At 64.1% G+C, this 14,876-nt stretch carries 13 protein-coding genes and 1 tRNA gene; 11 read left to right on the forward strand and 3 right to left on the reverse strand.

From position 1 onward, the window contains the following. Positions 1-99 precede the first annotated feature (99 nt). The 3 genes from ACWCIA_RS00670 to ACWCIA_RS00680 are packed head-to-tail and all read right to left on the reverse strand — an operon-like array spanning position 100 to position 2,032. Positions 100-858: a UDP-2,3-diacylglucosamine diphosphatase gene (locus tag ACWCIA_RS00670; RefSeq protein WP_454160000.1), complete on the reverse strand. Its 759-nt coding sequence runs from the start codon at positions 856-858 to the stop codon at positions 100-102. A gap of 30 nt (positions 859-888) precedes the next feature. Further along, positions 889-1,383, reverse strand: coding sequence for a peptidylprolyl isomerase (locus tag ACWCIA_RS00675; RefSeq protein WP_454160002.1), 495 nt, complete (start codon positions 1,381-1,383; stop codon positions 889-891). A gap of 37 nt (positions 1,384-1,420) precedes the next feature. Then, the gene (locus tag ACWCIA_RS00680) at positions 1,421-2,032 is read right to left on the reverse strand and encodes a peptidylprolyl isomerase (RefSeq protein ID WP_454160004.1); all 612 of its coding nucleotides are present in this window, start codon (positions 2,030-2,032) and stop codon (positions 1,421-1,423) included. 259 nt (positions 2,033-2,291) lie between these two features. Between ACWCIA_RS00680 and cysS the strand changes: the two genes are divergently transcribed. From cysS to tssG, 11 genes are all read left to right on the forward strand, one after another. Further along, positions 2,292-3,686: a cysteine--tRNA ligase gene (gene cysS / locus ACWCIA_RS00685; protein ID WP_454160006.1), complete on the forward strand. Its 1,395-nt coding sequence runs from the start codon at positions 2,292-2,294 to the stop codon at positions 3,684-3,686. Next, positions 3,686-4,369, forward strand: coding sequence for a DNA-3-methyladenine glycosylase family protein (locus ACWCIA_RS00690; RefSeq protein WP_454160008.1), 684 nt, complete (start codon positions 3,686-3,688; stop codon positions 4,367-4,369). Before cysS ends, ACWCIA_RS00690 begins: the two co-directional genes overlap by 1 nt. A 70-nt stretch (positions 4,370-4,439) precedes the next feature. Then, positions 4,440-5,420 carry an acetyl-CoA carboxylase carboxyltransferase subunit alpha gene (locus tag ACWCIA_RS00695; protein ID WP_454160010.1) on the forward strand — a complete coding sequence of 327 codons (981 nt, stop codon included), beginning with the start codon at positions 4,440-4,442 and terminating at the stop codon, positions 5,418-5,420. Between the two features lie 126 nt (positions 5,421-5,546). Beyond that, positions 5,547-6,956, forward strand: a complete 1,410-nt coding sequence (gene tilS, locus ACWCIA_RS00700) for a tRNA lysidine(34) synthetase TilS (protein ID WP_454160012.1) — start codon at positions 5,547-5,549, stop codon at positions 6,954-6,956. 146 nt (positions 6,957-7,102) lie between these two features. Further along, the gene (locus ACWCIA_RS00705) at positions 7,103-8,350 is read left to right on the forward strand and encodes an aspartate kinase (protein ID WP_454160014.1); all 1,248 of its coding nucleotides are present in this window, start codon (positions 7,103-7,105) and stop codon (positions 8,348-8,350) included. A gap of 96 nt (positions 8,351-8,446) precedes the next feature. Beyond that, positions 8,447-8,539: transfer RNA gene (locus ACWCIA_RS00710), tRNA-Ser, on the forward strand. A gap of 544 nt (positions 8,540-9,083) precedes the next feature. Then, positions 9,084-10,544, forward strand: a complete 1,461-nt coding sequence (locus tag ACWCIA_RS00715; RefSeq protein WP_454160016.1) for a pilus assembly protein TadG-related protein — start codon at positions 9,084-9,086, stop codon at positions 10,542-10,544. Further along, complete coding sequence (locus ACWCIA_RS00720; RefSeq protein WP_454160018.1) at positions 10,541-11,023, forward strand: TadE/TadG family type IV pilus assembly protein; 483 nt, start codon at positions 10,541-10,543, stop codon at positions 11,021-11,023. Before ACWCIA_RS00715 ends, ACWCIA_RS00720 begins: the two co-directional genes overlap by 4 nt. After that, positions 11,010-11,597: a TadE/TadG family type IV pilus assembly protein gene (locus ACWCIA_RS00725; RefSeq protein WP_454160020.1), complete on the forward strand. Its 588-nt coding sequence runs from the start codon at positions 11,010-11,012 to the stop codon at positions 11,595-11,597. The genes ACWCIA_RS00720 and ACWCIA_RS00725 overlap by 14 nt, the downstream gene beginning before the upstream one ends. A 293-nt stretch (positions 11,598-11,890) precedes the next feature. Beyond that, positions 11,891-13,726, forward strand: a complete 1,836-nt coding sequence (gene tssF, locus ACWCIA_RS00730) for a type VI secretion system baseplate subunit TssF (RefSeq protein WP_454160022.1) — start codon at positions 11,891-11,893, stop codon at positions 13,724-13,726. Continuing rightward, positions 13,690-14,841, forward strand: coding sequence for a type VI secretion system baseplate subunit TssG (gene tssG / locus ACWCIA_RS00735; protein WP_454160024.1), 1,152 nt, complete (start codon positions 13,690-13,692; stop codon positions 14,839-14,841). Before tssF ends, tssG begins: the two co-directional genes overlap by 37 nt. Positions 14,842-14,876: the final 35 nt, after the last annotated feature.

Here is a 14,876-nt window from a genome sequence, read left to right on the forward strand (position 1 = left end):
CGTTGGCGAAGGGTAGATGGGTTCCCCGACTCCACGCCTGGAGCCGGCACAGCCCGCGGCGGAACGAGGGAACGAACCGAGGAGAAAGAGGGGGGGGCTTCAGCCGTGCAGGCCGTCGAGCCCATGTTGCACGACAGCCCCATGCGCATCGACCGCAATCCAGCCTCCGCGCGCAGGTTCGCCGTCGAGCTCCCAGTCGGGCAGCACGTAGCGCAGCCTGTCGCCATGGCGGTGCAGGGCGGGGCGATGGGTGTGGCCATGGATCAGGACATCGGCGCCGGTGGCGGCGAACACCGCCTCGATCGCATCCGGCGTTACGTCCATGATGTCATAGGATTTGGTGGTGTGCGCCTCGCGGCTGCCTTCGCGCAGGCCGGCGATGATCTGCTTGCGCTGGGCCAAGGGCATGGCCAGGAACTGGGCCTGCCAGGCCGGCTGCCTGACCATCGCCCGGAATTCCATGTACTTGGTGTCGAGTGTGCATTCGGCGTCGCCATGCACGAGGGCGATGCGCCGCCCGCCAATGACGGCGACATGCGGTTCCGGCAGCAGGGTGAGGCCTGCGGCGCGGGCGAAGCCCGTGCCGACCAAAAAATCGCGGTTGCCCGCCATCCAGAACAGGGACACGCCGCTGTCGGCCAGGGCGCGCAGCGCTGTCACCACGCGGGCGTGGAAAGGCGTGTCGAGGTCGTCGTCGCCTGCCCAGTATTCGAAAATGTCGCCGAGAAGATAAAGCTGTTCGGCATGCGCCGCGTGCTCATCGAGGAAGCGGAAGAAGGCCTCGGCGGTACGCGGATGGGACTCCTGCAGGTGCAGGTCGGAAATGAAAAGCGCGAGCGTGCGCGCGGGAGTGGACATCGTGGGTGATCCCGCGCGCGGTGCTGGTAATTACTGGACGACTTCGGCTTTTTCGATGACGACCGGATCGACCGGCACGTCCGAGTGCATGCCCGAACGCGAGGTCTTGACGCCGTTGATTTCGTCGACGATTTCGGTGCCCGAGGTGACCTTGCCGAACACGGCGTAGCCCCAGCCGTCCTGGCCCGGGTAGTTCAGGAAGTCGTTGTTCTTGGTGTTGATGAAGAACTGGGCCGATGCCGAGTGCGGCGCCGAGGTGCGGGCCATGGCGATCGTGTACTTGTCGTTCTTCAGGCCGTTCTTGCCTTCGTTTTCGACGGTCGCGTCGGTGGCTTTCTGCTTCATGCCCGGCTCGAAACCGCCGCCCTGGATCATGAAGTCCTTGATCACGCGGTGGAAGATCGTGTTGGTGAAATGACCCTTGTTCACGTAATCCAGGAAGTTGGCAACCGTCTTCGGCGCTTTCTCGGCATCGAGTTCGATGGTGATGTTGCCCTTGTTGGTGGTCAGCAGTACGGAGGTCATGTTGTGTCCTTGTGTTTGTTGAAAAGCTGTTAGAACGCTATTTTACAAGCTTATCGCCCTTGAGCAGGGTGGCCGACTGAATCACGATCGGCGTGACCGGCACGTTCTGCATGCCGCGGATGTCGTCGACCACGACCGCCTTGATCTTGTCGACCGTCTCGTGACCCTGCACGACGCGCCCGAACACGGTGTAGCCGTGGCCGTCCTGGCCCGGATAGTCGAGGCCGGCATTGTCGTTGACGTTGATAAAGAACTGGGACGTGGCCGAGTTGGGGTTGTCGGTGCGCGCCATGGCGACCGTGTAGGGCTTGTTCGACAGGCCGTTTTTCGATTCGCTCGGGATCGGCTTGCGCACGCCTGGCTTGTCCACCAGCTTTTCGGTATAGCCGCCGGCCTGGATCATGAAGCCGTCGATCACGCGGTGAAACACCGTGCCTTTATAGAAGCCCGACTTTACGTATTGCAGGAAATTCGCGGTGCTCTTCGGCGCATTTTCCTGGTCGAGTTCGACGACGATCTCGCCCATGCTCGTCTTCAGGGAAACCTGCGGATTCTCGAAGGCCAGCGCGGCGCTCGACAGGCTGAATGCGAGCACGGCAGCGGCGAGCCGTGGGAAAAGAGAGCGGCGGGATTGTTTTTGTGCGTACATGGAGCGTCTCCTCGGTGGACGTGGCGCAAAGTCCTGTCAAGTCTTTTGCAGAAAAATAAACCTGAGCCATATGCGGCCAGTCCGGATTTTATCAATGCTATACTTTGCGCAGAACGTCCCATTCTATCTCATAAGAATAATATAGAGCGGCAGGCGGTCCCGACGTAAAGTCTGATTCCCGGCGCGCGCCGAGTGGCGAACGTGCCCGGGATTCGTATTGCTTCGGGCTTCCATCCTCCCTCTCGATTCATCACCACCAATGAGCCAATTAAAGATCTACAACACGCTTGCGCGCGAAAAGCAGGTATTTGTCCCGATGGAGGCCGGCAAGGCCGGCATGTATGTCTGCGGCATGACCGTCTACGACTACTGCCACGTCGGGCACGCGCGCATGATGATGGCCTTCGACGTCATCTACCGCTGGCTCATGGAATCGGGATACGAGGTCAAGTACGTGCGCAACATCACGGACATCGACGACAAGATCATCAAGCGCGCGGTCGAGAACGGCGAAACCCTGTCGTCGCTCGTCACCCGCTTTACCAAGTACATGGATGAAGATACGGCCGCGCTCGGCATCCTGCCGGCCAGCTTCGTTCCGCGCGCCACCGAACACGTGCCGGGCATGCTGGCCATCATCGAACGCCTCGAGGAAAAAGGCCTGGCCTACCGCAGCGATGACGGCGACGTGAACTACGCCGTGCGCGGCTTCGAGGGCTACGGCAAGCTGTCCGGCAAGTCGCTTGACGACCTGCGTGCCGGCGAGCGCGTGGACGTGAATACCGGCAAGCGCGACCCGCTCGACTTCGTGCTCTGGAAAGCGGCCAAGGAAACCGAGCCGGACGAAGCGAAATGGGATTCGAAATGGGGCCGCGGCCGCCCGGGCTGGCACATCGAGTGCTCGGCCATGTCGTGCGCGCTGCTGGGCGAACACTTCGACATCCACGGCGGCGGCCAGGACCTGCAGTTCCCGCACCACGAAAACGAGATCGCCCAGAGCGAAGGCGCTTTCGGCGGCCCGATGGTGAACTACTGGATCCACAACGGTTTCGTGCGTGTCGATAACGAGAAGATGTCCAAGTCCCTGGGCAATTTCTTCACGATCCGCGACGTGCTCAAGAAGTACGATGCCGAAGTGGTGCGCTTCTTCATCCTGCGCGCCCACTACCGCAGCCCGCTGAATTACTCCGACGTCCACATCGACGACGCCAAGGGCGCGCTGACGCGCCTGTACACGGCGCTCTCCGACCTCGAGCTCGGCGAGGATACGCCGGCCGTCGATTGGGACGAAGCCCATGCCGTGCGCTTCCGCGAAGCGATGAACGACGACTTCAACACGCCGCTGGCCGTGGCCGAGCTGTTCGACCTGGCAAGCGAAGTCAACCGTACGAAATCGCCCGAGACGGCGCGCCAGCTCAAGGCGCTGGCCGGCGTGCTCGGCTTGCTGCAGCGTGCGCCGCAAGCCTACCTGCGTGCGGGCAGCACCGAGGGCGGCCTGGAAGAAGGGCGGATCCTCGAGCTGATCGCCGAGCGCGCCGCCGCCAAGAAGGCCCGTAACTTTGCCGACGCCGACCGCATCCGGGGCGAGCTGACCGCCGCCGGGATCGTCCTCGAAGACAAACCGGACGGAACGACGAACTGGCGTCGCGCATAATGGCAGCAGAACAGGACAGCATGGGCGGAGCAGCGCCAGATATCGAGGTGCCCGCGTACTGGGCCGAAGCCAAGGAAGAGCTGATGCGGCGCGACCGCATCATGAAGCGCCTCATCCCGCAGTTCGGCGACCTGTACCTGAAAGGCCATCCCGATCCGTTCACGACGCTGGCGCGTTCGATCGTCGGCCAGCAGGTCACGCCGAAAGCCGCCGATGCCGCCTGGACCAAGCTCGGCCAGGCCTGTCCGAAAATGACGCCGAGCCAGGTCATCAAGCTGGGCGCCGAGCAGATCGGCGCCTGTGGCCTGTCCAAGCGCAAGACCGAATACATCCTCGACCTGGCCGACCACTTCAAGGCCAAGCGTGTGCATGCGAACCTGTGGTCCGAAATGGACGACGAGGCCGTCATCGCCGAGCTGGTCCAGATCCGCGGCATCAGCCGCTGGACGGCCGAGATGTTCCTGATCTTTAACCTGCTCAGGCCGAACGTCCTGCCCCTCGACGATGCCGGCCTGATCCAGGGCATCAGCCAGAATTATTTCTCCGGTGAACCCGTTTCCCGCAGCGATGCGCGCGAAGTGGCGGCCAACTGGGAACCGTGGCGCACAGTTGCCACATGGTATTTATGGCGTAGCCTCGACCCCGTTTCACCCTCCGGCAGCGCGCCGGGTACGGTAGAATAACGCCGAATTTGCACTATCTCGCCGCGCGGCCCCATTGCGCCCCGGCAAAAGAACAACCCCCGGAGGTACAATGACTAAAACAACTTTCCTCAGTTTCGAGCAGCCAATCGCCGAGCTCGACTCGAAAATCGAAGAGCTCCGCTTCGTCCAAGACGATTCGGCCGTCGATATTTCTGAAGAAATCGACCGCCTGGCCAAGAAGAGCCAGCAGCTCACGAAAGACATCTACGCCAAGCTGACGCCATGGCAGGTCTCGCAGATCGCGCGCCACCCCCAGCGTCCGTACACGATGGATTACGTGAACGCGATCTTCACCGACTTCCACGAGCTGCACGGCGACCGTACCTTCGCGGACGACCAGTCGATCATCGGCGGCCTGGCGCGCTTCAACGGCCAGGCCTGCATGGTCATCGGCCACCAGAAGGGCCGCGACACCAAGGAGCGCGCGATGCGCAACTTCGGCATGCCGAAGCCGGAAGGCTACCGCAAGGCCATGCGCCTGATGAAGGTTGCCGAAAAGTTCAACCTGCCGATCTTCACCTTCGTCGACACCCCGGGCGCCTTCCCCGGTATCGACGCGGAAGAGCGCGGCCAGTCGGAAGCGATCGGTCACAACCTGTACGTCATGGCCGAACTGAAGGTGCCGCTGATTGCCACCATCATCGGTGAAGGCGGTTCCGGCGGCGCGCTGGCGATTGCCGTCGGCGACGCCGTCCTGATGCTGCAGTACGCCACCTATTCGGTGATCTCGCCGGAAGGCTGCGCCTCGATCCTGTGGAAGACCTCGGAGCGCGCGGCCGATGCGGCCGAGGCCCTGGGCCTGACCGCGCATCGCCTGAAGGCGATGGGCGTGATCGACAAGATCATCACCGAGCCGCTGGGCGGCGCCCACCGCGACCCGCAAGGCATGGCGCAGATGCTCAAGCGCGCGCTGGCCGACACGCTGCGCCAGTTCCAGGGCATGAAGACCAAGGACCTGCTCGAAGCCCGTCACCAGAAGCTGATGGCTTACGGCAAGTTCAAGGAAACGACGCCGACCGGCGAAGAGTGATGTTTTGTAAGTAATGCTGCCAATGGGCCCGCTAGCGGGCCCATTGCCGTTCCGATTCCGACTCATGGCCGCTACCCGGCCCCGAGTCTTCCTTCCCGCAGTATCTCCTTTGAGCGAATCCATCCAGTGAGCCGCACCGCAACCGGCCAGGTCCCGGCAACTTTCGCGCGCGCGCTCGATGCGCTGCGCACCCAGTATTCTCCCTCCACGATGGCCGTTGCCTGCAGCGGCGGCCTCGATTCGATGGTCTTGCTCGACCTGGCCGCAGGCTGGTGCCGCACGCACGGCATCGCGCTGCACGCCCTGCACGTGCACCACGGGCTCAGTCCCAACGCCGACGCCTGGCAGGCCCATGTCGAGACGGCGGCGCGAGCGCTCGGCGTGGCCGTCGACGCGCGCCGGGTCGTCGTCGCGCAATCCGGCTCCGGCGTCGAGGCAAGCGCGCGCAAGCTGCGTTACCGGGCGCTGGGCGAGATGTGCCGCGCCCATGGCGCCAGCGTCCTGCTGACCGCCCATCACCTCGACGACCAGGCCGAAACCGTGCTGCTGCAATTGCTGCGCGGCTCGGGGCCGGCCGGCCTGTCGGGCATGGACGAAGCAAACGCCGCCCCCGAACTGCTGGGCAACGCGGACCTCGTCATGGCCCGTCCGCTGCTTGGTCTGGGCCGCGCCGAGCTCGAAGCCCACGCCTGCGGCGTCAATCTTGCCTGGGTCGAGGACGAATCGAACCAGGATGTGCGCTACGCCCGCAACGCCTTGCGCCATACCGTGATGCCGGCGCTGGCGCAGGCCTTCCCCGGTTTCCAGGAGCGCTTCGCCCGCAGTGCGGCGCACGCGCAGTCGGCCCAGCGCCTGCTGGTCGAGCTGGCCGACACCGACCTGGCCGCCAGCCTGGTCGACGGCGCCGTCGATTGCGCCCGCCTGCGCGCGATGACACATGACCGCGCCTACAACATGCTGCGCCACTGGTTCGCCGTGCAGGGCCTGGCGATGCCGTCGACGGCCTGGCTGGTCGAGATGCACGCCCAGCTGGTCGAGGCCAGGCATGACGCCCAGCTGCTGGTCACCCATCCCGCCTGCCACATCCGGCGCCACCGCGACCGCTTGTATATCACGCCGAAACTGGTGGACCTGCCCGGCATGCGCGATCCGGACGACGAAGGCGTGCTCGACAGGGCCGGCGAGTCCTTTGCCTGGCGCGGCGAGGCGCAGCTGGCCTTCCCGGATTACGGCGGGGTGCTGCACTTCGAGCCTGCCGAGACCGGGCTCGACGCGACCTGGCTGCAGGCCCGGGAGCTCATCATCGATTTCCGCAAGGGGGGAGAGCGCCTCAAGCTGGCGCCGAACCGACCGACCCGCGGCCTGAAGGCCCACTACCAGGCCGCCGACGTGCCGGCCTGGGAAAGGAGCCGCCTGCCCATCGTCAGCAGCGGCCGCGACCTGCTGTATGCCGCCGGCCTCGGCATGGACTGCCAGCACTTCGGCGCCGCGCCCGCGCAACTGATCGCGCTGCGCTGGGAATCGCAGGCTGGATAGATTCTGAGAGTTTCTATACGAAAACCGTATTACTTTATTTTCATTTCATATAGCTTTTTGGATTGCTGTCCCTTGTGATCTTGCAGTGCAACATGCTAGAGTAGGTGTTCCCTTTTGATCCTCTACAAGCTGGAAACCTTCCTGTTATGGCTTTAATTGTCCACAAATACGGTGGTACGTCGATGGGCTCGACGGACCGTATCAAGAATGTCGCGGCCCGCGTCGCCAAGTGGCACGACGCCGGGCACAAGATCGTCGTGGTGCCGTCGGCCATGTCGGGAGAAACCAACCGCCTGATCGGGCTGGCCAAGGAAATCATGGCCCAGCCGGACCCGCGCGAACTGGACATGATCGCCTCGACCGGCGAGCAGGTGTCAGTCGGGCTCCTGGCCATGGCGCTGCTCGCCATTGGCAAGGATGCGGTCTCCTACACCGGCTGGCAGGTCGGCATCCGCACCGACTCCGCGTTCACCAAGGCGCGCATCCAGTCGATCGACGACACGCGCGTGCGTGGCGACCTCGACGCGGGTAAGATCGTCATCATCACCGGCTTCCAGGGCGTGGACGAAGAGGGCAACATTTCGACGCTGGGCCGTGGCGGCTCGGACACCTCGGCCGTGGCGATCGCCGCCGCGCTGAAGGCCGACGAGTGCCTGATCTACACCGACGTCGACGGCGTCTACACGACCGATCCGCGCGTCGTCGACGAAGCGCGCCGCCTGGAAAAGATTACTTTTGAAGAAATGCTCGAGCTGGCCTCGCTCGGCTCGAAAGTGCTGCAGACCCGCTCGGTCGAGTTCGCCGGTAACTACCAGGTGCCGACCCGCGTGCTGTCGTCGCTGACCGACCCGAAGATGCCACTGGAAGAAGAAGCCAACTCCGGCACCCTGATTTCGTTTGAGGAAGAAACCAACATGGAACAAGCCGTCATCTCCGGTATCGCTTTCCACCGTGATGAAGCCAAAATTACCGTCCTCGGCGTGCCGGACAAGCCGGGCGTCGCCTACCACATCCTGGGGCCGGTGTCGGACGCCAACATCGAAGTGGACATGATCATCCAGAACCAGTCGGTGGATGGCAAGACCGACTTCACGTTCACGGTCTCCCGCAACGACTACCAGCGCGCGATGGCGGTCCTGGAAGCGAACCAGGCCGAACTCGGCTATACGCGCATCCTCGGCGACGCCAAGGTGTCGAAGGTGTCGGCCGTCGGCGTGGGCATGCGCAGCCATGTCGGCGTCGCCTCGCAGATGTTCCGCACGCTGGCGGAAGAGGGCATCAATATCATGATGATCTCGACCTCGGAGATCAAGATTTCGGTCCTGATCGACGAGAAATACATGGAGCTCGCCGTCCGTGCCCTCCATAAAGCTTTTGATTTAGAGAAAGCTTAACTTTTTTCAAAATATTGCTCGCGTTGCCTTGACCAATCAGGCACCGACCGATAATATGCTGGCTCTCAGCGCTAGTGAAACTTACTGGAGTTGATTGGAGACGTGGCCGAGTGGCCGAAGGCACATCCCTGCTAAGGATGCATACGGCTTATACCCGTATCGTGGGTTCGAATCCCACCGTCTCCGCCAGAATCAAGAAAAGAAGCCGTCGAAAGACGGCTTTTTTTCGTTTACGGGGCATGATGCGGGGCAGGCAGCGCCCGACGTGGCCGCAAGACGCCAACTGCCTTCCCCTGCAGAAGCAATCTGTATCGCCTACGCCCGCACCATTTCCCGCCGCCTCTTCATCACGACGATCAGCGACTCCTCGCGGCATTTGGTTTCCTTTTCTGTAAAAAATATTCATGAGCCAAGCGGAGCGCTTGTCTTCCACAAGTGCTCCGTTTCGTCGGTCGAGCTGGTGAGCGCAATATGCACTGTCCACGCCCATCAGGGCTCTCTTCACTGTGTTGCACATATTTAGCTGCGGTAATCGTTCGAACGAAGAGAATTTGCGTGCGTCAATTGCACATCTCTGAATACGACAGGGAGCCACACCAGGAGGCTCGCAGCCTCCAGTCGGGTTCCGGCGAGTCGGACCTGTTGCGCCAGATCATTTGCGCGTAGTCATTAGTCACTACACTCTTTTTAGGTGTTTTCGTCTGAAGGTGCAGGGCCTTTTGGAGGACTCAGCATGAGCACGCAAGAGTTTGCGCCGCGCGTGCGGCTTACGGGTCGCGCAGCGATGATTCGTCCGGGGCGCGAAAAGGGCGCCGTGGCGATCATCACCATCGCTGCGATCATTATCATCATCGGTTTCTGCGGCTTGGCGCTCGATCTTTCCCAGGTCTACAACAGGAAAATGGAACTTCAAAACGCCGCGGATGTTGCAGCGCTGGCCGCCGCCGGCGAACTGAACGGGACGAGCACCGGGGTCAGCAGTGCCGTGGCCGCGGCCGCGGCAAGGTTCGGAGGATCGAGCGAATCCTCGGTGACGTTTCAATACGGCCGGCCGATACAGTGGGCCGAAGCGGCGATCGAGTTCGGCCGTACCCCGGGCGGGCCATGGGTAGCGGCTGGCGCCGCACGAAACAATCCTGGCGAGCTTCGCTATGCAAGGGTGAGCACGGACGGCCTCGACCCGTCCTATAGCCAGGTCAACGCCTTGTTCATCCCTTTCTTCTCGGAAGATCTCACGATCGTGTCGATGAGTGCTCGCGCCATTGCCGGGCGTTCCGCCATCAAGGTAGCGCCGCTGGGGATTTGTGCCATGCGGCCCCAGGAAAAGCGCAATCGTCAAGGTGAGCTCGAGGAATACGGGTTCCGGCGCGGCGTCAGTTACGACCTCATGAACCTGAATCCCGAATCGGCAGGCAGCGGTCTGTCCTTCCTGATCGATCCTCTGGCGCCGCCCGGCGCGACGGCAACGCCCGCAAGCAAGCTGAGTTCGGTCGAACCCTTCGTCTGCACCGGGACCCTCGCGATTCCACGGGTGACGGGTGGGCAGATTACCGTTTCCTCCCCATTCCCCTTGGGCACTTTCGCCAACCACCTGAATTCACGTTTCAAAACCGACGCCGCTGCGTGCAATCCGGACGCCGCGCCACCCGACGCCAACGTCAAGGCCTACGTGTTCAACACCAGCGTTCCCTGGATGAACACGGCGCGGGACAAGCAATCGGCTGCACCCTCCCAGGAAGAGAACAAGCAGTGGACGGTCGCCGGGCCGGATCCGACACCGGCCGGTACGACTGCCGGCATGTATGGGCCCTTGTGGTCGTATGCGAAGGCCGTCCAGTATGCCGATCCCGAACCTTCGGCCGGTTACAAGGCATACGGGACCTCGGACTGGAGCACCCTGTACAACCCGGGACAGCCGAAGGCCACGACCGGCTATCCATCCACTACCCCGTATATGCAGGCGAAAGGCTCGGTCACGTTCGAGGCCCCGACAGGCAGCAACAAGGGCGTGCGCCATCGCCGGGTGCTGAACGTCCCCCTGCTCGCATGCCCCGTCAGCGGGAGCAAGGCGAGCGTGCTCGGCATCGGCAGGTTTTTCATGACCGTGCCGGCGGATAGCACCCACCTGTACGCAGAATTTGCCGGACTGGCCCCGGAGCAAACCCTCGGCACTCACATGAAACTCTACCGATGAAACCAGCGAAAACACGATTTTTCAGGCGGACCGAAAGCGGAAGCATTGCGGTAGAGACGATATTTTGCCTGCCGCTCCTGATTCTCTTCCTCGTGGTTCCCTTGTTCCTGGCCAGGGCTTTCTGGTACTACAGCGTCGCCCAGAAGGCGGCGCATGACGGCGCCCGCTTCCTTGCGAATGCCACGCTGACCGAAATCGTCGCGCCCGACGGAAGCGGAGGCGACCCCTTGCCCGTCGCACTGATTGCAGAAGCGATCGCGCACGCCGAGCTCGATGAAATCAAGCCGGCACTCGCGCGGTACACGGTCAGCGTACTGTGCGACGGAGAGGTCTGCGGCAACGCAGTGCCGCAGAGAGTGCGTGTCTCGGTTCAACTACGCTTCCGCGACCAGATCTTCGATACTTTTACGAGCAAGTACTTTGGCGATGACCCAATCATTCTCACCGGACGCGTCACGATGCGCTATGTCGGCAATTAAGCATTCCAGCAAGCGCCTCCCCAAGAGGCGAACACAACGGGGCGTCGCTGCCGTCGAGTTTTCGCTCGTCGCCATTCTTCTGTTTACGCTCATTTTCGGCATCATCGAGGTCGCACGCGCCATGTACATCTGCAATACCTTGCAGGAAGTCACCAGGCGCGCCGCGGCGCTCGCCGCGACTACCGACTTCAGCAACGCGCTCGACATGCAGGAGGTGCGCGAGACGGCGATCTTCCGGACCAGTCCCGGCACCCTGGCATTCGCACAGCCAATCAGCGATGCGCACATCAACATCGATTACATGCGCATCCGGCAGAACGGCACGACGCTCACCATGGAGCGGATTTCGGAAGCCTCCTTGCCGGCCAGCCCCGCCGAAAATATCGTGAACTGCACGGCCAACCCCTACGGCGAACGCTGCATTCGCCTGGTGCGCGTGCGCGTGTGCCAGGAGGGCAGGGGCGAAACGTGTACCCGGGTCGATTACCAGTCGCTCGTCTCACTGGTTCCACTCCCGTTCGGATTGCCGCGTTCCACGACGATCGCCAATGCCGAGACCTTGGGCATGCCCTGAGGCTTGCGCCCACCAGGGCCACCCACTTCAGGATTCCTGCAGCGTCCCTCGCATGTCCATGAAGCGGACGCGCTTCCAGTAACCGGCAACACGCCCGGCACGCGTCCATGACTGCGTGCCGGTGGCAGAACCCCGCGCGCGTACGGGAGCACGGTCTTCCGGCGCCCTGTTGGGCAGATCCAGCCTCCGCCCGCCTCCGCTCCGGTATTCTGCTTTCTTAGCGCCTGTCAATGTGCGCAGCAGGGGGCGATGGGAGCATGCATCTTGGTCTTCAGCAATTTTTCGGAGGACGTATGGATGAGATGCTGCGCTATTTCGAAGAAGAGCTGGCCTTGTTCGGGCAATACGCACGTGCGTTCCGCGACCGTTTCCCGAAGCCGGCAAGCGAGCTGCACATCGCCGGCGAGAGCTACGAAGACCCGAGCGTCGCCCGGCTGATCCAGTCGGTCGCCCTGCTCAGCGCACGCATCCACAAGCGGCTCGACGACGATTATCCGAAGTTCACGGAATCGCTCCTCGAAAGCCTCTATCCGCATTACCTGAGGCCGATGCCGTCCTACTCGATCGCGCAGCTCGTGGACAGGGGGCAGGGCGCCGGCGAGTTCTCGGTCATCCCGCGCGGCACGCCGCTGCGGAGCAGGCAGGTCGAGGGCACGGTCTGCCAGTTCCGTACCGTGTATCCGGTCGTGGCCGGACCGCTGCGCATCACGCACGCCGGCTTCTCGCTCGGCAGCGGCGTGCCGCGCGCGCTCCACAACATGCGCGGCGTCACGGCGGGCATCGCGATCGGGTTCGAGGCAAAGGGTTCGGTGGCTGCCCTGTGCCGGCGCGGCGGGGCGCGCGTGCGCCTGTTCGTGGACGGCGATCCGGCGCTGCGGGCCGCATTCATCGATGCGCTGTTCATGCGTCCGCCCTCGGCCTGCGTGCAGGCCGAGGGCTCGGCATCCTGGCTTGCGCTCGACGCCTCGCCGCTCGGCCTGGCCGGCTTCGGCGAGGAGGAAGCGGTCCTGCCGACGCCGGCGCGCTCGCATCCGGCATTTCGCCTGTTGACCGAATATTTCACCTACCCGGAAAAATTCGGTTTCATCGACGTCGACCTGGAGGCTGCGGCCCGCGTCCTCCCGGCGGGGTGCGAACGCTTCACGCTGCAGCTCGGGCTGGCGCGGGTGGCCGCGGACTCGGATGCGGCACGCCTGCTCGCGCCCCTGTCCTCCAGGAACCTGCTGCCCGGCTGCACGCCGGTCGTGAACCTGTTTCGCAGGGGAGGCGACCCGATCCCGCTTTCGCACACCCGCAGCGACTATCCGCTGGCTGCCGATTCCGCGCATGCGGCCGCGTTCGAGATCCACAGCATCGACCGGGTGTGCGTGGTGCGCGAAGCGCGCGGCGCCCGCAGCGTGACGGAGTTCGCTCCGCTGTATGCGGTAGGACACGGCGAAGGGCGTGCGAGCGGACACTTCTGGGTGGCGCGGCGCGACGAGATGCTGGCCGATGCCAGTCCCGGGCACGAAGTCCGGCTGGCCCTGTTCGACCCCGGCTTCAGCCCGACGGAGGCGCTTGGGGCGACCATTTCGACCGAGCTGACCTGCACCAACCGCGACCTGCCGAGCCAGCTGCGCTACGGTCATCCCGACGGCGACCTGGTGGCCGAATCGCTGGCGGGCGCGGCGCCGTTTCGCCTGCTGCGGCGGCCGACCGCCGCCTGCCGTTTCGAGAGCGGCCATGGTGCCCACTGGCGCCTGGTGTCGCACCTGGCACTCAACTATGCGGGGCTGACTACGGCGGGACTGGCTGCCTTGCAGAACATGCTCGCCCTGTACGATCTGCCGCGCTCGCCGGTCTCGCGGCGCCAGATCGCCGGGATCGTCGGGCTGGAGCACGGCACGGTGCGGGCGTGGCTCAAGACACGGCCGGTGTCCTCGCTGATGCCGGGCGTCGGCATCCGCATGACGGTGGACGAGGCGGCATTCGCGGGCAGCGGCCTGTATGTGTTTGCACAGGTCATGGACCGCTACTTCGCCCTGAACAGCCAGCTCAACTGCTTTACCCGGCTCGAGTTCGTGTCAAACCAGACCGGAGAGGAGATCCTGGCATGCGCTCCACGCACCGCCGAGAAACTGCGCGCCTGATCGACCGGCTGCTGGCGGCGCCCCAAGCCTTCGAATTCGCCCAGGCCGTGCACATCCTGCTGGCATGGCTGGCCGAACAGGGCGTGGCGCCCGGGCAGGCCCTCGATACCCACCTGCGTTTCGAAAACAGCCTGCGCCTGGGCTTTCCCGCGTCCGATATCGAAAGCCTGTCGCGCATGCCTATTGGAGAGGACGCGCCTGGCACGGGGAGCGAGCCCGCTGTTCCCGGGTTCACGCTCACCCCTGGCTTCATGGGCCTGCTCGGCGGCCATGGCAGCTTGCCCCTGCATGTGACGGAGCGGATCGCAGCCTGGCAGTTCGAGCGCGACGACCACGCGCCGCGCGCCTTTCTCGACCTGCTGTCCGGGCGCATGCTGGCGCTGTTCTTCCGCGCCTGGACCAAGCATCGGATCGAACAGACGCCCCCCGGGCAGGCCGACGCTTTCCTGCCGCGGCTGCTTGCCCTGGCAGGGGGGCGCGGGACAGGCGACAGTTGCCCCGGTACCAGGGACGCGGTTCTGCCGGATGCCCTGTTCGCCCACTTCGCCGGCATGCTGCAGCAGCGGCCGATGTCAGCCGCCGTGCTCGAACGCTTGCTGTCGAGCTATTTCGGCGTGGCGATCCAGCTCGAGGAAGCAGTCGGCCACTGGCATGTCCTGGCAGCCTCGGAACAGCCGGCGCTGGGCGTGAACGCGCAGCTCGGCGAAAACACCCTGCTGGGTGCGCGCAGCTGGCGCCCCGACCTGCGCGCACGGCTGCGCATCGGCCCGCTCGGCCGCGATGCCTTTGCGCGCTTCCTGCCGGGCGGGCCGGCCGCCGCGGCCTTGCGGGCGATCCTGCAGGCGGTGGCCGAGCCGACCGTCGGCTTCGAGGTGCTGCTGATCCTGCGTGGCCGCGACGTGGCGCCGAGCCGGCTGGCAGGTAGCCTGGCCAGTGCAGGGCTCCCGTCGGCCCGGCTCGGGCGCGACAGCTTCCTGGTCAGTACGGATTCAGGTGCCGGGCGCGCCGACCGCGCGGACATGCGCTACCTGGTGATGCCGATGGCGCCCCTTCGGCCCTTGCCCCCGCGCCCCTGCAGCGGCCTGCGAAACGCCTTGCCGGAGCATCCTGACTAAGCACCATGCCTGAGTGCGCTGCCTGAACGCTTGCC

This window comes from Massilia sp. SYSU DXS3249 (genome assembly GCF_053668055.1).